This is a genomic window from Streptomyces sp. NPDC058284 (assembly GCF_042881135.1).
Classification (GTDB): domain Bacteria; phylum Actinomycetota; class Actinomycetes; order Streptomycetales; family Streptomycetaceae; genus Streptomyces.
In genome coordinates, this window is sequence record NZ_JBHVYE010000047.1 from 18738 (window position 1) to 37618 (window position 18881).

The following is an 18881-nucleotide window of genomic DNA, read 5'->3' on the forward strand; positions in this document are numbered from 1 at the left end:
GCCCGCGAGCCGCGTGGGGCAAGGAACCACACGGCACGCAGGCCGTCCGTCGCGGGCGCGGGCACGATCCGTTTGCGTTTCCACCCCGTCCGGGAGGACCACTTCACATGGCCAAGATCATCGCGTTCGACGAGGAGGCACGGCGCGGCCTCGAGCGCGGCATGAACCAGCTCGCCGACGCCGTCAAGGTGACCCTGGGCCCCAAGGGTCGCAACGTCGTCCTCGAGAAGAAGTGGGGCGCCCCCACGATCACCAACGATGGTGTTTCCATCGCCAAGGAGATCGAGCTCGAGGACCCGTACGAGAAGATCGGCGCCGAGCTGGTCAAGGAGGTCGCGAAGAAGACGGACGACGTCGCCGGTGACGGCACGACGACCGCGACCGTCCTGGCCCAGGCCCTGGTGCGCGAGGGTCTGCGCAACGTGGCCGCCGGCGCCAACCCGATGGCCCTCAAGCGAGGCATCGAGAAGGCCGTCGAGGCTGTCTCCGGCGCCCTGCTCGAGCAGGCCAAGGACGTGGAGACCAAGGAGCAGATCGCTTCGACGGCCTCCATCTCCGCCGCCGACACCCAGATCGGCGAGCTCATCGCCGAGGCGATGGACAAGGTCGGCAAGGAAGGCGTCATCACCGTCGAGGAGTCGCAGACCTTCGGTCTGGAGCTTGAGCTCACCGAGGGCATGCGCTTCGACAAGGGCTACATCTCGGCGTACTTCGCCACCGACATGGAGCGTATGGAGGCGTCGCTCGACGACCCGTACATCCTGATCGTCAACTCCAAGATCTCGAACGTGAAGGACCTCCTTCCGCTCCTCGAGAAGGTCATGCAGTCCGGCAAGCCGCTGCTGATCATCGCCGAGGACGTCGAGGGCGAGGCCCTGTCGACCCTGGTCGTCAACAAGATCCGTGGCACCTTCAAGTCCGTCGCCGTCAAGGCCCCGGGCTTCGGTGACCGCCGCAAGGCCATGCTCGGCGACATCGCCATCCTCACCGGTGGCACCGTCATCTCCGAGGAGGTCGGCCTCAAGCTGGAGAACGCCGGTCTCGACCTGCTCGGCCGCGCCCGCAAGGTCGTCATCACCAAGGACGAGACGACCATCGTCGACGGCTCCGGTGAGAGCGACCAGGTCCAGGGGCGCGTCAACCAGATCCGCGCCGAGATCGAGAACTCGGACAGCGACTACGACCGCGAGAAGCTGCAGGAGCGCCTGGCGAAGCTCGCCGGCGGTGTTGCGGTCATCAAGGCCGGTGCCGCGACCGAGGTCGAGCTCAAGGAGCGCAAGCACCGCATCGAGGACGCCGTCCGCAACGCGAAGGCGGCCGTCGAAGAGGGCATCGTCGCCGGTGGTGGCGTCGCCCTCCTCCAGGCCACTTCGGTCTTCGAGAAGCTGGACCTGCAGGGTGACGAGGCGACCGGCGCCAACGCCGTGAAGCTCGCCCTGGAGGCCCCGCTCAAGCAGATCGCCGTCAACGGCGGTCTCGAGGGTGGCGTCGTCGTCGAGAAGGTGCGCAACCTGACCGTCGGCCACGGCCTGAACGCCGCGACCGGTGAGTACGTCGACATGATCGCCGAGGGCATCCTCGACCCGGCGAAGGTGACGCGCTCTGCCCTGCAGAACGCCGCCTCCATCGCCGCGCTGTTCCTCACCACCGAGGCCGTCATCGCCGACAAGCCGGAGAAGGCGGGCGCTGCCCCGGCCGGCGGCGGCATGCCGGGCGGTGACATGGACTTCTGATCGACCTCTGGTTGATCACTGTCCTTCACGTACCGAGGGCGGCACTCCTTCTCACGAAGGGGTGCCGCCCTCGGGCGTTTCCCGCTCCTACGGCAGACGGTCCAGGATCCAGGTGCAGAGTTCTTCCGTCACCAGGGTGTGCGGCTCGTTCCGCGACGCGCAGAGGAATTCGTCCAGCTCGCTCTCCTCCTCGGCGGAGGCGGTGACCGGGGAGTACAGCTTCTCGTGGGTGTCGATGTCGCGCAGGGCGATCGCGCTGACCACGGGCACGAAGCAGTGTTCGCGGATGTCCGCCTCGGAGCCGAACCCGATGATCGCCGGGATCTTGTTCAGCTCGTCGGCGAGGATGCCGAAGCCCTCCAGGGTGCCGCCGGGGGCGCCGTCCGTCTCGGGCAGGCCGGAGGTGCGGATCTGCGGCTTGCGCAGGGTCACCACCCGCAGTTGCGCGACGAGTTGGTTCTCGCCCGCGGACTGCGTGTGCAGGCGGGTGCCGGTGATGGCGAGGCCCTTGCCGCGGAACGCCTTCTCGCCGCCGCGGATGCCGTTGCCCTCGCCCGTGCGCACGCCGTTGGCGACGCCGATCGTGTGGGGCTGCCGGGGCCAGCCGCCGACGCGGTCCAGCTCGGCGAGGAACTCCACCCGCTCCTTGTCCGTCTCCGGGGTGTCGTCCCACTCGGCGATGTGCCGGCACAGGAGCTGGCGGGCGGCCGGGCTGTTCATCTGGTTCGAGAACGCCGCGTTGAGACGCCGGATGTAGTGCGCGAACGACTGCAGCGCGATGGGGATCCAGGCGCCGCGGTGCGGGCTGTCGTACGAGAAGTAGAGGGCCGTCTGGTGGTTCTCGCCGTCGTGCTCCATCTTGGCGAGCGCGTACCGCGTGACGAGACCGCCCATGCTGAACCCACCGACCGTCAGCGGCCGGTCGCCCCGGCGCCGCGCGATCGCCTCGAAGATGGCGGACCGTGCGACCTGCGCGTTCTCCAGGATGGACGCGCTGCGCTCGTCGAAGCCGAGCAGGACGACGTCGTAGCCGCGTCGGCGCAGCTCGCTGACGAACGGGTACGGGCCGCGCTCCAGGATCTCCCACGAGAAGTCCAGCTCACTGGGCCCGCTGTTGAACCCGTCGCCGAGGATGACGGGGCGGGTCAGCCCCTGGGCGGGGTCGGCCAGGTACACCCAGGCCCTGCCGTTCGGCAGCGTCCACTCGTCATCCGGCTCCGGCGCGGCCGCGGGGGCCTCCCTGGCCTCCCTCGGGCCGGGGGCCAGGGTGATGCGGGCGGCGACCCCGAAGGCTTCGGCGATCTGCGGGTCGGCGGGCTCGTGCGGTTCGTTCGACGCGTTGGGATCGGTGGGCTTGCTCATGAGGGTCCCCTCCGGTTGTGCGCTTCGATGGCGTACGCGTGCGGGTAGGGGCATGCGTGGTCGTGCCCCGGTTACGTGCGGTGCCATCTTTGGTACGTGCGGTAGTCGCCGGGTAGGGGGAGTCCCCGATTCGGACGGGCGCGGGGGTCCTTTCGGACAGGGCGGGTTCGGCCGTTTACGGGTGGGGCGATTGGGGTTCGGCGGCCTGGCCAGGGGTGTGCGGGGGCTGTTGGCGGGTGCGGGCGCTACGGGTGCTGGCGCGTCGGCCAACCTGGCGTCCTTGTCTCTCGCGAGGCCCGCCTTGAACCGGGGGAACTATGTCGTGAAGTGGAGGGGGCCGGGGGGTGGGCCTTGGGCGGCGTCTTTGGTGGGCCGGCGCCTTTTTCGGTGGGCGGGGGCGTCCGGGGTTTTGCGGAGTGTGGCGGTTCCGGGCCGGCAGTAAAGGGCGCTCCGCTGCGCTGCGCGTCGGCTGCGCCGATGTCCCTTCGGGCCACCCTTGACTCCCGTCCCTCCACCGCACGTTGACTGTGACCCGGACGCCCAGGGGTGGGGCCGCCGGGGGGTGTGGGATGGGTCATTCCCTCTCGCTGCCGGGTGCGGCCCGGCCCAACGCGAGCGCACGCTACGGTCATGGCGCGGCTGCCCCGGCCGGCGTCGCCGCTCGGGTCATCAGCCATCGCTGCCGGGTGCGGACCGGCCCATCGTGGGCGGGCGCCAGGGTCGCGCTCGGTCAGACCATTCATCGCCGGGCGGTCGCCTGCCGCTCCGCCGGGGCACCTACTTTGGGAAAGTTGCGAATGGATTCGCCGCGCGCCCCCTCTTCACTCCCAATGCGCCGCCTCGGATGGGAGTCTGCCGAGGCGCATGAGACAGCGCGCAGGGCGTGACAGGGGGGCGCGCAGCGGACTGCTTCGCAACTTGGCGAAAGTTGATGCCGCCCCCCCGGGCGATAGGTCGCGTATCCGAGACGGGCGGGGCGTGCGGGGCGCGACAGGGGGGGCGCGCGGCGGATGGATTCGCAACTTTCCCAGAGTAGGTGCCGGACCGGGCGGCGACCCGAGTGTTCGGCAGCACCCCGGGCGCGTGACGGTGATTCACGATGGGCCGGTCCGCACCCGGCAGCGAGAGGTGGTGGCCCGAGCGGCGATGCCGCCTGGTCGACCCAGCCGGGGGCGTAGCGTGCGCTCGCGTTGGGCCGGTCGGCACCCGGCAGCGCGAGGGGATGGCCCGAGCGGCGAGGCCGCAGGGGCAGCCGCGCCCCGACCGTGACGTCGGCCCACGATGGACCGGGCCGCACCCGGCAGGCAAAGGGAATGACCCATCCCACGCCCCCCGGCGGCCCCACCCCTGGGCGTCCGGGTCACAGTCAACGTGCGGTGGAGGGACGGGAGTCAAGGGTGGAGCGCAGCGGAATCGGCGAAGCCGACGCGACCGCAGGGAGCGCCCTTTACTCCCGGCCCGGAACCGCCACACTCCGCAAAACCCCGGACGGCCCCGGTGACCATCAACGTTCCCGGCCCACCGAAGCCCCCGGCTTGCTTGATGCGCGTCACGAAAGCGGACCAGCTCGCGGCGCAGTTGGCCGATGAATGAGCCACTGACAAGGAGCTGAACTGAACCGACAGGTCCAGGCCCGGCCCGGTGAGCGGGATCGCCGAGGTTCACAGGCCGCGGTACACGTCCCGGCGATTGCCGGCGTGGACGACGAGGATGACCAGGACGTCGTTCCGGATTTCGTAGACGATGCGGAAGCTGCCGACATGGAGGCGATATAGACCGTCGTGCCCGGCGAGCTTCGTGGTGTCGGCGTCGTCGCGGTGCGGGTCGTCGCCCAGCGAGGTGAGGGCGGTGAGGATGCGCATGACGTCCTGCCGGTCGATGGACCGGAGCTGGCGCTGCGCGTGCGTGGTGAAGCGGAAGGCGTACTTCACGCGGCGTCGCCCGCGGGGGTGGCGCCGTGGTCCTTGCCGTCGCCTTCGAAGAGGTCCGCCAGGAGTTCTGCCATGCCGACGGTGGGATCGTCACGGTGGCGTTCGGCCTCACGTGCCGCCAGTTCGTCGGCCGCTTCGTCCAGCGCGTCCAGTACCTCTATGGGCACCAGGGCGGCGACACGCTTCCCCTTGCGAGTCAGTACGGTCACCTCCCCCGCCTCGGCCTTGTCGACGACCTCGGCGAGGTGGGCGCGGGCTTCCCGGATGGTGACGTACTCACTCATACCTCAAGCGTACACACCGGTGTGTACACGTGCGGGGCTGGCCGCCGGGGGTCTACTCGGCGGGGGGCCGGGTGGCGGCGTGGTCGAGGGCCGCGCGGAGGTGGCCGTCCGAGGAGGTGAGCAGGTCGGCGGCGGTGGGGCCGTCGACCCGGCCGAGGATGGTGAGGATGGCGTTCTTCACCTCTCCGTCGGTGGCGGCGAGGGCGGCCTCGATCTCGTCGTCCGCGGCGCCGGTGGCGAGGGCGACGATGCGGCGGGAGCGGGCGCGCAGCTTGTCGTTGGACGCGCGCACGTCCACCATCAGGTTCCCGTACGTCTTGCCGAGCCGGATCATGGTGATCGTCGACAGCATGTTGAGGACGAGTTTCTGGGCCGTGCCCGCCTTGAGGCGGGTGGAGCCGGTGAGGAGTTCGGGGCCGACGACGACCTCGATGCCGTGTTCGGCGGCGGCGGCGAGCGCGCTGTCCGCGTTGCAGGAGAGGCCGATGGTGAGCGCGCCGTACCGCTCGCGGGCGTGCTCGACGGCGCCGATCGCGTACGGGGTGCGTCCGGAGGCGGAGATGCCGACGACGACGTCGTCCGCGGTGAGGTCCAGGCCGTCCAGATCCGCCGCCGCCAGCTCCTTGCTGTCCTCGGCGCCCTCGACCGCCTTGACCATGGCGCTCGGGCCGCCCGCGATGAGGCCGAGGACCTCGCTCGGGTCGGTGTTGAAGGTGGGCGGGCACTCGGAGGCGTCGAGCACCCCGAGCCGTCCCGCGGTGCCCGCGCCCGCGTAGACGAGCCGGCCGCCGCGGGCCATGCGCTCGGCGGTGCCGTCGATGGCGGCGGCGATGGCGGGGAGCTGTTCGGCGACGGCGGCGGGGACGGTGGCGTCCTCGCCGTTCATGATCCGGGCGATCTCCAGGGTGGGCAGCCGGTCGATCTCGGAGAGCTCGGGCCGGAACGCCTCGGTGGTGAGGGTGGCGAGCTGGGCGCGCAGCTCTCCGTAGGTGGCGTTGTGGTTGTCGTCCTGGTGGGAGGGGGTTGCGTCGGGGGCGTCAGGGGCGTCGGTGGTGGAGGTCATGGCGTCTGCGGCTCTTCCGTGTCTCTCGTGGCCAAGGGGGGGGTGGCGACGCGGGGTCGGGCGGCTGGCGGTCGGTGGTTCGGTGGTTCGACGGTTCGGTGGCCGGTTCAGCGGTTGCGGTTGCCGTTGCTGTTGCCGCGCGGGCTGTGGCGGTGGGCGAGCGCTTCGTAGGAGGCGGCGAGCGCGGGCGCCGCCGTCTCGTACGTCCGCTGGGCGACGCCCACGAACAGGCAGTCCACGACGAGGAGTTGACTCGTGCGGGACGACATCGCGGCGGGCCTCAGCTCGCTCTCGCGGGCCGTGGACGTGGTCAGTATGTGATCGGCGTACTGGGAGACGGCGGCGCCGGGCCGGCCGGTGACGGCGATGGTCGTCGCGCCGTGCTCGAAGGCGACGCGGAGGGGTTCGATCACGTCGCCCGTGGACCCGGAGTGGGTGATGGCGATGGCGACATCCTTCGCGCGGAGCGTCACCGCGTTGGTGACGGCGAGGTGCGGGTCGGAGTGCGCGTGCGCGATGTGCCCGATGCGCAGGAGCTTCTGGGCGAGGTCCTGGGCGACGAGCCCCGACGCGGCGACGCCGTAGATCTCCACGCGGCGGGCGGTGGCGAGCGCGGCGACGGCGGCGCCGAGCTGCACGGTGTCGAGTCCGGCGGCGGTGTCGGCGAGGGTCTGCTGCTCGTCGCGGGCGAGCTTGGCGACGACGTCCGCGATGGGGTCGTCGACGGCGATGTCCGCGGTGACGGCGGGCGCGCGGCCCGACTGCTGCTGGGCGGCGAGTCCGGCGAGGGCGAGGCGCAGGTCACGGTAGCCGGGATAGCCGAGGAGGCGGGCGGTGCGGACCACCGTCGCCTCACTGGTGCCGGTGAGCTCGGCGAGGCCGGTGACCGTGAGGGCGGCGCATCCGGCGGGATCACCGGCGACGGCCTCGGCGACCCGCTGCATGGAGCGGGTCATCGACGGCGCCAGGGTCCGTACCTTCGCCGCGAGGGCGGCGGGGGCGGGCGGCGCGACGTCCGCGAAAATTTCCTTCACGCTATGGGTCACGCCTGAAAGGTATTTTCGGACTGTTGACCGGTCAAGACCCCGAAGGCCGCGGGCTCCGTCCTGTCGTCGCGTTGTCGCGGTCGCCGCGTACCGGGTGACAATGGGCTGCATGGACGCGATCGACCCCTTGGAGCAGGCGTTGCACGCCGCCCGCGCACTTGTCCTCGCCGACCTCGTCGCCCGTGAGGTCGCCGAGGCCGAGGTCGTCTCGATGGTCGAGGAGGCGGTGGCGCACCGCCGCTGGTGGGTCGAGCAGTGGCCGGAGGGCGTCGCGTACGTCGCGGGCCTCGTCGCCCAGGACGTCCAGGACGCGCTCCTGGAACGCTACGGACGGTGGCCGCTGTGCCCCGTGTGCGGCTCGGGAGACCCCCACGCGCTGGACGTGGAGCCGGAGCTGGGGGCCGATCCGCACTGGGTGTGCGGCAAGGCGGGGGTCGTGGTGGCGCCGGTGGGCGGTCTGACGGCATGACGCTCTACATAGACCCGCCGACGTGGCCGGGCCACGGCCGCATGTGGTCCCACCTGGTCAGCGACGTGTCGTACGAGGAACTCCACGCCTTCGCGGCCACCGTCGGCTGCCCGCCCCGCGCCTTCGACGGCGACCACTACGACGTGCCCTCGGAGCGGTACGCGGACGCGGTACGGGCGGGCGCCGTGGAGATCGGCTCGAAGGAACTGGTGCGCAGGCTCACGGGGGCGGGCCTGCGACGGCCCAAGGGACGCCCGGCGTAGCGGTTCCGGGTGCCGGGCCCTCCGGTGGGGCGAACCAGCCCTCCGCTTCGTGGCGCAGGCCGAGGGCGGTGGCCCCGCGGGCGACCTCGTGGAACGGGAGCGAGAGCCGGGCGGCGACGGTCACCAGGGTGGTGAGGGTGAGCGGAGGGTGGTCCTCGTCGCCCAGCGCCAGGTCCGGGGTGCCGCTCTCGAGGGACCGGGTCAGGCGCCACTCGGCGTCGCGGGCGCGGCTCCACTCCGGCGTGCCGGGGGCCAGCTCGTAGCCGAGGCCGTGCAGGGCCCGCGTCCACCTTGATCTGCTGGGGCGTGCGGTCCCGCTTGTACGCGGCGTGCAGGGTGTCCAGGCGGCGCTGGGTCTCCTCGAAGAACTCCTGGAGGTCCATCGCGTGCGGCCGTTGTCCGGCCACGTCCGAGATGGCGCGCGAGAAGAGGCTGAACGACTCGCCGGGCGGGATACCCGTCTCGGATTCGGGGGCCGGTGACTCCGACTCCTGCACGAATCAGCAGCGTGTCGTCCGGCTTGGCGTCCCGCAAGAAGCCGCGGACCTGGGCGTTGACGACGCTGGGGATGATGCCCCGCTTGTTCTCGACGATCTCCACCGAACGGAAACCGCGGTCGGTGAGGACGTCACGCATCCGCACCAGGTCGTCCTGGATGAAGGGCAGGCTGTTGATGCGCGGCTAGTTCCGGGAGGGGCTTTTGGCGCTCGCCTCGGACAGTTCGGAGGGGATGCGTCCGCCGCGCGGCGGCGGGCCCGGGCGGGCCCGGGCGAGGATGCCGCTCACGCCCGGCGCAGGCCGTACGCCCAGTTGCCGTCCCGGTCGGCCAGTCGCACGTATCCGGCCCGTGCGACCACCCCGTGCGAGGCGGTGTTGGACGGCTCGACCAGGGCGAGCAGGGACGTGACCTCGGGGTGTGTCAGGGCCCACTGCGACAGTGAGCGCAGCGCCTCCGTGGCGTAGCCACGCCCCCGCGCCGCCTCCACGAGGTCGTATCCGACCTCCACGCAGCCGTTGTCGTCCGGCGGCCCGTGGAAGCCCATGCCGCCGACGGCCACCTCGTCCGCGGTGCGGACCAGCGCGTACAGGCCCCACTCGGGCCGGTGCACCCCGGCGGCGTACGCCTTCGTCACCATCTCCGCGGCGGTCCGCGTCCCGTCGAAGGGGCTGCCGCCGAGCCAGTCGAGGCCGCCGTCGCCGCCGAGGGCGAGGTCAGCGGCGGCGGCGGGGGTCATCTCGCGGAGGGCGAGGTCGCCGGCGGGGAGCGAGGAGGCGTTGCGCCAGCGCCACTTGGGGAGCCGGGCCCGGCCGGGCAGGGTGCCGCGGCCCGTGGCCCACAGGAGCGTCGTCCACGGCGTGCCGCCCGCGGGAGTGGGCGGCACGTGCGGGAAGAGGTGGCCGAGGACCGCCTCGCAGAGGGGGGCGGGCGGCTCCGCGTCGACGCCGAGCGCGAGGGCGATGTCGTGGGTGTGGAGGAGGACCTCCGCGATGCCCATCGCCGCGAAGCCCGCCGCGTCCGCGGACCCGGCGGGGTAGGGGTGGTAGGCGCGCACGCCGCGAGGTGTCGTACGGACCGCCGCCGCCAGCAGGCCGCCCGTCGCCTCGATCACCCGGATCGCGTCCTCGGGGCCCGAGCCTTCGTCGAGCGTGATCTCGAAGGGGACGTAGGAGCTGGTGGACCGGCCCGTCAGCTGGGCCGCGTACCCGACGAAGTCGCCCGCTATGTGCCCGGCCGTCAGCAGACAGCTCCAGTCGAGCCCGCCCGCCTTCACACTCCAGTCGCGGTCCGCCGCCGCGCGCAGCACCTTCGCCGCGTGTGCCACGGCCTCGTCGATCCGGTCCCCGCCCATGAGAAGCATGCGGAGAGAGTACGGGAGTGGGGCCCGGTCGTCCGCCGAGTTTTTCAGGGGGCGAGCAGGGCCAGTTCCGTGGCGAGGTTCTCGCGGGCCGGCGCCTCCCAGTCGGCCGCCCCGTGCGGGGTGCGGAACAGGCGGGGCAGGGAGAGGAGTTGGCGCAGCACGTCCGCCCTGCCCCGGCGGAACGCCTCGTCCGGCACGAAGCCGTACTCCTCGCGGACGGCGGCGGCGTAGGCGGCGTACGCGTCCGGGGGCGCCGCCAGGATCGCCAGGTCGGCGTCGCACAGTGCCTCGCCGTTGTGGTCGCCCTCGGCGGGGTCGTGCGTGACGGTGAGGCGGACCAGGCGGGCGACCTCGGCGGTCTGGGCGCGCGTCAACCCGGCCTCGGTCAGGGCGCGTTCGGCGAGGCGGGCCGAGCGTTCCTCGTTCTCGGAGCGGTCGGGCGCGTACACCGCGTCGTGGAACCACGCCGCCAGACGTACGAGGTCGGCGTCGTCGGCGTGCTCCTGAAGGACGTCGAGGTGGTCGAGGACCGCGGCCAGGTGCGTGAGGGTGTGGTACTTGCGCTGCGGTTCGGACCAGCGGGCCAGGAGCCGGTCGGCGTAGGGCGCGGGGTCGGGGGCGTCCTTGCTCGCCCGGAGCAGGGTCGCGTGCCAGCGGGTGCGGAGCGCGGCGTGCAGCTCGTCGTCGTGGTCGGCCATGCGGCGACCTTAACCGCCGGCCGGAAGGCGCGGGCCGACGCACGCGGCGGCGTACATGGTCCTGCCGTTGCCGTGCGCGGCATCGCCCTGCCGTTGCCAGGCGCGGCCTCCTGCCTGTTGGCTTCCGTCATGACTCACATCGACGAGAACCACGAACCCGAGCGCGCCGGGCGTCTCCTGCGCACCGAGCGCGACGCCTTGATCCCGCTGCTGCGGGCCGCGCCCGACGAGGCGTACGCGATCCGCACCTGTTGTCCCGGCTGGACCGTGCGGCACGCGCTCGCGCACTGCGGAGCCGCGCTGATGCGCGTGGTCGAGAACCGGTTCGAGGAGGGCGTGTTCAGCCCCGAGTCCAACGACCGCGACATCGCCGAGCGCGCCGACTGGCCCGTCTTCCGCGTCGTCGACGAACTGGAGCGCGGCATGACGGAGGCCGGGGCGGCCCTGGTCGCCGCCGGGGGGCGGCTGGACGCCGTCGCGCTGGGGGAGTGGATACACGCGGGTGACGTACGGGAGGCGTGGGGGAAGCCGGGCGCGTACGGCGGGGAGGGGCTGGCCGACGCGCTTGCCCTGCTCGGACAGGTCAGCAGGTCGGCGCGGGTTGCCGTCGCGCCGCCGCTGCACGCGGACATCGACGGCCGGGACGAGCCGCTGGTCCTGGGCGTCGCCGACGGCAAGCGCCCGCCGGCCCGCTACATCGGCGACGCGCCGGCCCTGATCCGGCTCTGCTCGGGCCGGCCGCTGACGGGCACCCGGTACGAGCTGGCGGGCGCCACCGAAAAGGAGTTGGCCTTCTTCGGCTGACGCGGATCATGGGGGGATGTCGAAACACTCAGATCCCTCCGCCCGCGCCGCCTCGGGCGCCCCCGCCACCGCCCCGGCCACCGGTGAGCCCCTCGTGCCCGCCGACCCGAACGTGCTGCACCCGATGCCGGGCCAGTCGCGCGTGGTGCTGCTCAAGCCGCTCGTGACCTCGCCGCTGATCGAGGTCGGGGACTTCTCGTACTACGACGATCCCGATGACCCGACCGCCTTCGAGACGCGCAACGTGCTCTACCACTACGGTCCCGAGCGGCTGGTCATCGGGAAGTACTGCGCGCTCGGCGAGGGCGTGCGGTTCATCATGAACGGCGCCAACCACCGCATGGACGGGCCGTCGACCTTCCCCTTCCCGATCATGGGCGGGTCCTGGAGCGAGCACTTCGACCTGATCAGCGGGTTGCCGGGGCGGGGCGACACGGTCGTCGGCAACGACGTCTGGTTCGGCTATCGCTCGACCGTCATGCCGGGCGTCCGCATCGGGCACGGCGCCGTCATCGCCTCGGGCGCGGTCGTCGTGGACGACGTGCCGGACTACGGGATCGTCGGCGGCAACCCGGCGAAGCTGATCCGCCGCCGCTTCAGCGACGACGACGTCGAGAGGCTGCTCGAACTGGCCTGGTGGGACTGGCCCGCCGAGCATCTGACCGCCCACATCCGGGCCGTCATGTCCGGCTCGGTGGACGAGCTGGCCGCGGTGGCGCCGGCCGGGGGCGCGGCGCCCGCCGGGGACGGCCCTGCCCCGGAGGGCGACTGACCTCCGGGAGTTCTCGTACAACTGAATGTCTGATCCATACGCGGACTGTACCCCCGGGGGGTATCAAGACGGGAGGGGGATTCCCTTGCGTCTGGTACCCCCCAGGGGTATACATGGAGCCGTCAGGCCGCGATACCCACCCCGGGTATCCGCTTCCCTCCCCGCCCAGAGGAGACCCCGCCATGGTCACCACCGCCCCCGGCACCCCCGACACCTCGCCCGCCGCAGAGGTCGAACTCGCCATCGGGGGCATGACCTGCGCCTCCTGCGCCGCCCGGATCGAGAAGAAGCTCAACCGCATGGACGGCGTCGAGGCGACCGTCAACTACGCCACCGAGAAGGCCAAGGTCAGCTACCGCGGGCAGGACGTCTCCGTGCGCGATCTGATCGCCACGGTCGAGGCCACCGGGTACACCGCACAGGAACCCGCCCCCGCCCGTAGGGAGACCGGGCCGGGGGGAGGTGATGAGGGACCCGGGGACGGCGAAGGCGGCGACGGCGACGACGGGCTGCGGTCGCTCCGGCAGCGGCTGACCGCCGCCGTCCTGCTGTCGGTGCCGGTCATCGCGATGGCGATGGCGCCGGCGCTGCAGTTCGAGTACTGGCAGTGGCTGTCGCTCACCCTGGCCGCGCCCGTCGTGACGTACGCCGCCTGGCCCTTCCACCGGGCCGCGTACACCAACGCCCGGCACGGCGCGGCCACCATGGACACGCTGATCTCGGTCGGTACGTCGGCGGCGTTCCTCTGGTCGCTGTGGGCGCTGTTCTTCGGCACCGCGGGCATGCCCGGCATGACGCACCCCTTCGAGCTGACCATCGCCAGGAGCGACGGCGCAGGGAACATCTATCTGGAGGCGGCGGCCGGAGTCACCGCGTTCATCCTCGCCGGGCGGTACTTCGAGGCCCGCTCGAAGCGGAAGGCGGGCGCCGCGCTGAAGGCGCTGCTGCAACTCGGCGCCAAGGACGTCACGGTGGTGCGCGAGGGCGGGCGTGAGGAGACCGTCCCCGTGGGGGAGCTGGCGGTCGGGGACCGCTTCCTGGTGCGGCCCGGCGAGAAGATCGCCACGGACGGCGAGGTCGTCGAGGGGGCATCGGCCGTGGACGCCTCCATGCTCACCGGCGAGTCCGTGCCCGTCGAGGTCACCGTCGGCGACGCGGTCACCGGCGCCACCCTGAACGCCGGCGGACGCCTCGTCGTCGAGGCCACCCGCGTCGGCGCCGACACCCAGCTCGCCCGGATGGCCAAGCTGGTCGAGGACGCGCAGAACGGCAAGGCCGCGGCCCAGCGCCTGGCCGACCGGATCTCCGCCGTGTTCGTGCCCGTCGTCATCGGCCTCGCGCTCGCCACCCTCGGCTTCTGGCTCGCCGGCGGCGCGGGCCTGACCGCCGCGTTCACCGCCGCGGTCGCCGTACTGATCATCGCCTGCCCGTGCGCCCTCGGCCTCGCCACCCCGACCGCCCTCATGGTCGGCACAGGGCGGGGCGCCCAGCTCGGCATCCTGATCAAGGGCCCGGAGGTTCTCGAGCACACCCGCAAGGTCGACACCGTCGTCCTGGACAAGACCGGCACCGTCACCACCGGCCGGATGACCCTGCTCGCCACCCACACCGCGCCCGGCACCACGGCCACCGAGGTCCTGCGCCTGGCCGGCGCGCTGGAGCACTCCTCGGAGCACCCCATCGCGCAGGCCGTCGCCGCCGGAGCCGTCGCGGAGGTGGGCGAGCTGCCCGCCCCCGAGGACTTCGCGAACATCGCGGGACTCGGCGTGCAGGGGATCGTGGAGGGCCACGCGGTCCTCGTGGGGCGCACGCGGCTGCTCGGCGAGTGGGAGATCCGGCTGCCCGCGGATCTTGAGCGCGCCCGGGCCGCGGCCGAGGAGGCCGGACGCACGGCCGTCGCGGTCGCCTGGGACGGCGAGGCCCGCGCGGTCCTCGAGGTCGCCGACGCGGTCAAGGACACCAGCGCCGAGGCGATCGAGCGGCTGCGCGCGCTCGGCCTGACCCCCGTCCTGCTGACCGGCGACAACAAGGCCGTCGCCGCGTCGGTGGCCGCCGAGGTCGGCATCGCGCCCGAGAACGTGATCGCCGAGGTCATGCCGCAGGACAAGGTCGACGTGGTGAAGCGGCTGCAGGCCGAGGGGCGCAGCGTGGCCATGGTCGGCGACGGCGTGAACGACGCGGCGGCGCTGGCCCAGGCCGACCTGGGCCTGGCGATGGGCACGGGCACGGACGCCGCGATCGAGGCGGGCGACCTGACGCTCGTACGGGGGGACCTGCGCGCCGCGGCGGACGCCATCCGGCTCTCCCGCCGCACCCTGGGCACCATCAGGTCCAACCTCTTCTGGGCTTTCGCCTACAACGTGGGCGCGCTGCCGCTGGCCGCGGCAGGCCTGCTCAACCCGATGATCGCGGGCGCCGCCATGGCCTTCTCCTCGGTTTTCGTGGTCGGCAACAGCCTGCGGCTCCGGCGGTTCAAGCCGCTGTCCTGACACGTTCCGGACATATGTCCCAGCACCCCGGTACGGGCGATCCGCTCGCGCCGGGGTGATCTGCGCGTAGGCTGTAATTGGACTAGACCTATGTGCAGACCTTCGTGTCCCATGTGCCTGGTATCACGACCAGAAGGAAGAGACATCCATGAGCAAGCGTGCAGTCCTGGAGGTGATCGCCCTCGATGCCGAGGACGCCGTCGCCGCCCAGGCCGGCGGAGCGGACCGCCTCGAGCTGGTGACCGACATGGCCGCGGACGGCCTCACCCCGTCCCGTGAGACCTTCGCCGCGATCCGCTCATCCGTCGACATCTCGCTGCGCGTGATGCTCAGGCTCGCCGACGGCTTCGCCGCGGGCGACATCGACGAACTCGTGCGCCGCGCCCACGAGCTGCGCGGCGAGGGCGCCGACGAGTTCGTGCTCGGCTTCCTCGACGAGGCGGGCGGCCCCGACCTGCCCGCCATCGAGGCGCTGACCGAAGCCGTCGACGGCTGCCGCTGGACCTTCCACCGCGCCATCGACCGCGCCGCCGACCGCGACGCCCTGCGCAAGCAGCTCGCCGACCTGCCCGGCCTGGACACCTACCTCACCGCGGGCTCCGCCACCGGCGTCGACGACGGCCTGCCGACCCTGTGCGCGGAGGCGGCGCGGCGCGGCGAACCGGGCTACGCGCCGCAGCTCCTGATCGGCGGCGGCCTGCGCCTCGACCACCTGCCCCGGCTGCGGGAGGCCGGCGTCGACGCGTTCCACATCGGCGGGGCCGCCAGGCCCGACGGCTGGTCCGCGCCGGTGAGCGCCGCGGCGGTCGCGCAGTGGCGGACGGCGCTCGACGGCTGACGCCTGCCGCGTGGCGGCTGATGTGTGGCGGCTGATGCGTACTGATGCGGCGCGGCATCTGTGTGACGGCTGATGTGTGACGGCCGGTGTCCGACAGTTGATCGTTTCTCCGTGGGACGCGATAGAACTGGGTTGACACGGAGGGGACCTCATGCCGACACCACCCATACATCAGCCGCGCCCCGCGGAACGGATCCTCGCGGCCGGGACAGTGCCCGTCGCCGCGATGCTGCTCACCGGGACGGTCGCGCTCTACATCGCGCTCGTCGCGTTCGGGAACATCACCGACTTCGACACCAACCAGCAGTTCGTACACCACGTCCTGTCGATGGACACCACCTTCAAGGACAACGGTCTGCGCTGGCGCGCGGTGGACTCCACCGCGCTGCAGGACGCGGCCTACGTGGGCATCATCGCCTGGGAGACCCTGGCCGCCCTGATGCTCGCCACGTCGACGGTCCTGTGGGCGCGGGCGCTGCGCCGCCCACACGGACGGCGCCGCGCCCAACAGGCCGGTACGACCGGCCTGTTGATGATCCTCGTCCTGTTCGGGGTCGGATTCATCGGCATCGGCGGCGAATGGTTCGCCATGTGGCAGTCGGACGCCTGGAACGGCCTGGACGCGGCCACGCGCGTGATCACGCTCGCGGGCATCGTGCTCATCGTGACGCACCTGCCGTCCGCGGAGGCGCCGACGGACGCCATCGCGGCCACCGGTCCCGCGGCCACCGGTCCCGCGGCCGGCGGCCCCGAGAAGGACACCGCCTAGCCCAGCTGCGCGGGCAGCGGGGCGCGGTGTACGACGATCAGCCCGGACACGGCACGGGTCAGCGCCACATAGAGCCGGCGCAGACCCGTCCGCTCGTCGGGCTCCCCGTCGACGACGGCGGCGGGCTCGTCGAGGACCACGTAGTCGTACTCGAGGCCCTTCGCGAGGGACGCGGGCACGAGCGTGAGACGGGTGTCGGGCGTCGTCTCCTGGCCGGGCGAGAGGTACGTGATCCCGGCCGCCGTCAGCGCCTCGGCGAGCGCGGGAACGCGGGCGTCCGCCGCGATGAGACCGACGGACCCCTCCCGCCGCAGCGACTCGGCGCAGGCCGCCAGACAGGCCGCGTCAAGGCCATCGGCGGCGTCCGGGCCATCGGCGCCCACGTCGTCGGCGCCCGGACCATCGGCGTCCACCACCTGCCGCACCGCCAGCGAACCGGGCGACTCACGCACCGACTCGACCGCCGCGAGACCCGGCGCGATGTGCGGCAGCAGCCGCGACGCGTACGCGATGACCTCGCGCGGCACACGGAAACCGGCCGTCAGCTCCTCCACGACGGCCGTCTCCTTGCCGAGATGCCGCAGCGCCTCGGCCCAACTGCGGGTGGCCCACGGGGTGGTGCCCTGCGCGAGATCACCGAGGACGGTCGCCGAACCCGTTGTGCAGCGCCGCCCCACCGCGCGGTACTGCATCGGTGAGAGGTCCTGCGCCTCGTCGAGGACGACATGCCCCAGGGAGTGCGTGCGCGAGACGAGGTCGGTGGCCTCGTCGATCAGCACGGCGTCGGCGGTGGACCACTTCGCGGACTTCACGCTCCGCGCGGGCTTCGCCCACAGGACGGTCCGCTGCTCCTCCTCGCTCAGGATTCCCGCCGCGTGCGCGGCGAGGAACTCCGCGTCGGACAGCAGCCGCAGCACGAGCTTCGCAGGGTCGACGGGTGGCCAGATCGCCTTCACGGCCGCCTTCACCGCGGCGTTGCGGGCGACGGCGTCCTGCACCCGGTCGTCCGGTGCCTCGCCCGCCTGCTCCATGCGGACGAGCACGGCGTGGGCGATGCGCTGCGGCAGGGCGTCCCGCGCGGCCCCGTACCGGATGTCCCGCGCCAGCAACTCCTGGACGATCTCCTGCACTTCGTACGCGGGGACACGCCACCGGCGCGAACCGCGCACGACCACGACGGGCTCGGTGGGCATGCTGACGTGCGAGCGCACGGCGTTGCGCAGCACCGCGGCCATCCGCGCGTCGCCCTTGACCGTCGCGGCGGCCGACTCATCCGTGCCGCGCACCTCCACGTGGGCGACGAGATCGTCGACGGTGGCCTGCTTGACCTCCAACTCGCCGAGCGCCGGGAGTACTTGCTCGATGTAGTGGAGGAAGGAGGCGTTCGGCCCGATGACGAGGGTGCCGGTGCGGGCGAGCCGCTCGCGGTGCGCGTACAGGAGGTAGGCGACCCGGTGCAGGCCGACGGCCGTCTTGCCGGTGCCGGGACCGCCCTGCACGCACACGCTCCCGCTCAGCCCGCTGCGGACGATCTCGTCCTGCTCGGGCTGGATGGTGGCGACGATGTCCCGCATCGGCCCCACGCGCGGCCGTTCGATCTCCTGCTGGAGGAGCTTGCTGGTCCGCTCGGCCTCCGTGGCGTCGCTGAGGTGCTCGTCCTCGTACGCGGTGAGGTCGCCGCCCGTGTAACCGAACCGGCGGCGCAGCGCGATGTCCATCGGGTCCTTCTTGGACGCCCGGTAGAACGGCTGTGAGACCGGCGCGCGCCAGTCGATGACCATCGGGTCCCCGTCGGCGTCGTGGACGTGCCGCCGCCCGATGTAGAACTGCTCGCCCTCGGCGCCCTCCGCCTGCTCGGCGCCCGGCGCGTGCAGGTAGTCGAGCCGCCCGAAGAAGAGCGGGGTGTGGGCGAGGTCGGCGAGGGACTTGATGCGTTCGTCGAGCTGCCGCTCCAGGACCGCGGCGTTCACCCAGTTCGCGGTGACGTCCCGGATGTCGAGGGCCTCGGCGTCCTCACGCATGGCCCGCAGGGCGGCACGGGACGCGGCGAGATGCCGTCGTTCTCTGGCCAGGGGACCTTCGGAATCGAGCGGGGCGGGACGGTCGGGATGGGCGTGCTGCGCGTGCACGGGGTGCCTCCGGCGGTTCTGCGATGTCTGGGTGCGGCCTCTGCTCTGCTGCTGCTCGGGCAAGTGACCGACCGGTTTCCGTCCGGGCGGCGGCGCTCCGCGGGGGAGGCGGGAAAGGAGGCATCCTAGGCGGCCGCTGCCTGCGCGGGCCAACGAGTTTTCCCGTGGGGGGCGGGGGGGGGAGATCCCGTGCCGTCGGCGGGGCCCGGGCCCCGCCCCGTTAGGGGCGCGGGGAACTGCGCGCTCAGCCCCCACCGGCGTGCGGCCGGGGGTACCGGCTGGCGGGTCAGGGGCGGCTTCCCGGGTGCGGCTGCGTCGTGGCTGGTCGCGCAGTTCCTCGCGTCCCTGACGGGGCGGGGCTAGTCGTCGGCG

The 18881-nt window shown here is 72.4% G+C and carries 16 protein-coding genes; 8 read left to right on the forward strand and 8 right to left on the reverse strand.

Annotation, left to right across the window (positions count from 1 at the left end):
• The first annotated feature begins 107 nt into the window (after positions 1 to 107).
• Positions 108 to 1733: a chaperonin GroEL gene (gene groL / locus ACFVYR_RS36360; protein WP_384256858.1), complete on the forward strand. Its 1626-nt coding sequence runs from the start codon at positions 108 to 110 to the stop codon at positions 1731 to 1733.
• An 87-nt stretch (positions 1734 to 1820) separates the two neighbouring features.
• On the opposite strand, the gene ACFVYR_RS36365 is transcribed toward groL, so the two are convergent.
• The 5 genes from ACFVYR_RS36365 to ACFVYR_RS36385 form a co-directional block, all read right to left on the reverse strand.
• Positions 1821 to 3095, reverse strand: a complete 1275-nt coding sequence (locus ACFVYR_RS36365) for an esterase/lipase family protein (protein WP_384256860.1) — start codon at positions 3093 to 3095, stop codon at positions 1821 to 1823.
• A gap of 1661 nt (positions 3096 to 4756) precedes the next feature.
• Entirely contained in the window at positions 4757 to 5026 is a 270-nt protein-coding gene (locus ACFVYR_RS36370) for a type II toxin-antitoxin system RelE/ParE family toxin (RefSeq protein ID WP_384256862.1), read from the reverse strand.
• Complete coding sequence (locus ACFVYR_RS36375; protein WP_384256865.1) at positions 5023 to 5310, reverse strand: type II toxin-antitoxin system Phd/YefM family antitoxin; 288 nt, start codon at positions 5308 to 5310, stop codon at positions 5023 to 5025. Before ACFVYR_RS36375 ends, ACFVYR_RS36370 begins: the two co-directional genes overlap by 4 nt.
• A gap of 52 nt (positions 5311 to 5362) precedes the next feature.
• Positions 5363 to 6373 (reverse strand): N-acetylmuramic acid 6-phosphate etherase, encoded by a 1011-nt coding sequence (gene murQ, locus ACFVYR_RS36380; protein WP_384256867.1) that lies wholly within the window; start codon positions 6371 to 6373, stop codon positions 5363 to 5365.
• 107 nt (positions 6374 to 6480) lie between these two features.
• On the reverse strand, positions 6481 to 7419 hold the full coding sequence (locus tag ACFVYR_RS36385; protein ID WP_384256869.1) for a MurR/RpiR family transcriptional regulator: 939 nt from the start codon (positions 7417 to 7419) through the stop codon (positions 6481 to 6483).
• Between the two features lie 109 nt (positions 7420 to 7528).
• Here ACFVYR_RS36385 and ACFVYR_RS36390 point away from each other — a divergent pair, with 109 nt between their 5' ends.
• Both ACFVYR_RS36390 and ACFVYR_RS36395 read left to right on the forward strand, forming a co-directional pair.
• The gene (locus ACFVYR_RS36390; protein ID WP_384256872.1) at positions 7529 to 7888 is read left to right on the forward strand and encodes a hypothetical protein; all 360 of its coding nucleotides are present in this window, start codon (positions 7529 to 7531) and stop codon (positions 7886 to 7888) included.
• The gene (locus tag ACFVYR_RS36395; RefSeq protein WP_384256874.1) at positions 7885 to 8151 is read left to right on the forward strand and encodes a DUF4031 domain-containing protein; all 267 of its coding nucleotides are present in this window, start codon (positions 7885 to 7887) and stop codon (positions 8149 to 8151) included. The genes ACFVYR_RS36390 and ACFVYR_RS36395 overlap by 4 nt, the downstream gene beginning before the upstream one ends.
• Positions 8152 to 8933: 782 nt before the next feature.
• On the opposite strand, the gene ACFVYR_RS36400 is transcribed toward ACFVYR_RS36395, so the two are convergent.
• Positions 8934 to 10010: a GNAT family N-acetyltransferase gene (locus ACFVYR_RS36400; protein ID WP_384256876.1), complete on the reverse strand. Its 1077-nt coding sequence runs from the start codon at positions 10008 to 10010 to the stop codon at positions 8934 to 8936.
• Between the two features lie 44 nt (positions 10011 to 10054).
• Positions 10055 to 10708: a hypothetical protein gene (locus ACFVYR_RS36405; protein ID WP_384256878.1), complete on the reverse strand. Its 654-nt coding sequence runs from the start codon at positions 10706 to 10708 to the stop codon at positions 10055 to 10057.
• Between the two features lie 129 nt (positions 10709 to 10837).
• On the opposite strand from ACFVYR_RS36405, the gene ACFVYR_RS36410 reads away from it, so the two are divergent.
• The 5 genes from ACFVYR_RS36410 to ACFVYR_RS36430 all read left to right on the forward strand — a co-directional run bounded on the left by ACFVYR_RS36410 (position 10838) and on the right by ACFVYR_RS36430 (position 16380).
• Positions 10838 to 11512, forward strand: a complete 675-nt coding sequence (locus ACFVYR_RS36410) for a maleylpyruvate isomerase family mycothiol-dependent enzyme (RefSeq protein WP_384256880.1) — start codon at positions 10838 to 10840, stop codon at positions 11510 to 11512.
• Between the two features lie 124 nt (positions 11513 to 11636).
• Positions 11637 to 12284 (forward strand): CatB-related O-acetyltransferase, encoded by a 648-nt coding sequence (locus ACFVYR_RS36415; RefSeq protein WP_384257010.1) that lies wholly within the window; start codon positions 11637 to 11639, stop codon positions 12282 to 12284.
• Positions 12285 to 12466: 182 nt separating this feature from the next.
• Positions 12467 to 14773 (forward strand): heavy metal translocating P-type ATPase, encoded by a 2307-nt coding sequence (locus ACFVYR_RS36420; protein ID WP_384256883.1) that lies wholly within the window; start codon positions 12467 to 12469, stop codon positions 14771 to 14773.
• 148 nt (positions 14774 to 14921) lie between these two features.
• Positions 14922 to 15611 carry a copper homeostasis protein CutC gene (locus ACFVYR_RS36425; protein ID WP_384256885.1) on the forward strand — a complete coding sequence of 230 codons (690 nt, stop codon included), beginning with the start codon at positions 14922 to 14924 and terminating at the stop codon, positions 15609 to 15611.
• 151 nt (positions 15612 to 15762) lie between these two features.
• Positions 15763 to 16380, forward strand: a complete 618-nt coding sequence (locus ACFVYR_RS36430) for a DUF2165 domain-containing protein (RefSeq protein ID WP_384256888.1) — start codon at positions 15763 to 15765, stop codon at positions 16378 to 16380.
• On the opposite strand, the gene ACFVYR_RS36435 is transcribed toward ACFVYR_RS36430, so the two are convergent.
• The gene (locus ACFVYR_RS36435; protein WP_384256890.1) at positions 16377 to 18509 is read right to left on the reverse strand and encodes a HelD family protein; all 2133 of its coding nucleotides are present in this window, start codon (positions 18507 to 18509) and stop codon (positions 16377 to 16379) included. The two genes, ACFVYR_RS36430 and ACFVYR_RS36435, sit on opposite strands and share 4 nt — an antisense overlap.
• Positions 18510 to 18881 lie beyond the last annotated feature (372 nt).

Coding starts and splice junctions, on each gene's coding strand:
- ACFVYR_RS36410 (WP_384256880.1), top strand. CDS start 10,838: ATGACTCACATCGACGAGAACCACGAACCCGAGCGCGCCGGGCGTCTC.
- ACFVYR_RS36425 (WP_384256885.1), top strand. CDS start 14,922: ATGAGCAAGCGTGCAGTCCTGGAGGTGATCGCCCTCGATGCCGAGGAC.
- ACFVYR_RS36420 (WP_384256883.1), top strand. CDS start 12,467: ATGGTCACCACCGCCCCCGGCACCCCCGACACCTCGCCCGCCGCAGAG.
- ACFVYR_RS36365 (WP_384256860.1), bottom strand. CDS start 3,095: ATGAGCAAGCCCACCGATCCCAACGCGTCGAACGAACCGCACGAGCCC.
- ACFVYR_RS36395 (WP_384256874.1), top strand. CDS start 7,885: ATGACGCTCTACATAGACCCGCCGACGTGGCCGGGCCACGGCCGCATG.
- ACFVYR_RS36375 (WP_384256865.1), bottom strand. CDS start 5,310: ATGAGTGAGTACGTCACCATCCGGGAAGCCCGCGCCCACCTCGCCGAG.
- ACFVYR_RS36415 (WP_384257010.1), top strand. CDS start 11,637: ATGCCGGGCCAGTCGCGCGTGGTGCTGCTCAAGCCGCTCGTGACCTCG.
- ACFVYR_RS36400 (WP_384256876.1), bottom strand. CDS start 10,010: ATGCTTCTCATGGGCGGGGACCGGATCGACGAGGCCGTGGCACACGCG.
- ACFVYR_RS36390 (WP_384256872.1), top strand. CDS start 7,529: ATGGACGCGATCGACCCCTTGGAGCAGGCGTTGCACGCCGCCCGCGCA.
- murQ (WP_384256867.1), bottom strand. CDS start 6,373: ATGACCTCCACCACCGACGCCCCTGACGCCCCCGACGCAACCCCCTCC.
- groL (WP_384256858.1), top strand. CDS start 108: ATGGCCAAGATCATCGCGTTCGACGAGGAGGCACGGCGCGGCCTCGAG.
- ACFVYR_RS36430 (WP_384256888.1), top strand. CDS start 15,763: ATGCCGACACCACCCATACATCAGCCGCGCCCCGCGGAACGGATCCTC.
- ACFVYR_RS36405 (WP_384256878.1), bottom strand. CDS start 10,708: ATGGCCGACCACGACGACGAGCTGCACGCCGCGCTCCGCACCCGCTGG.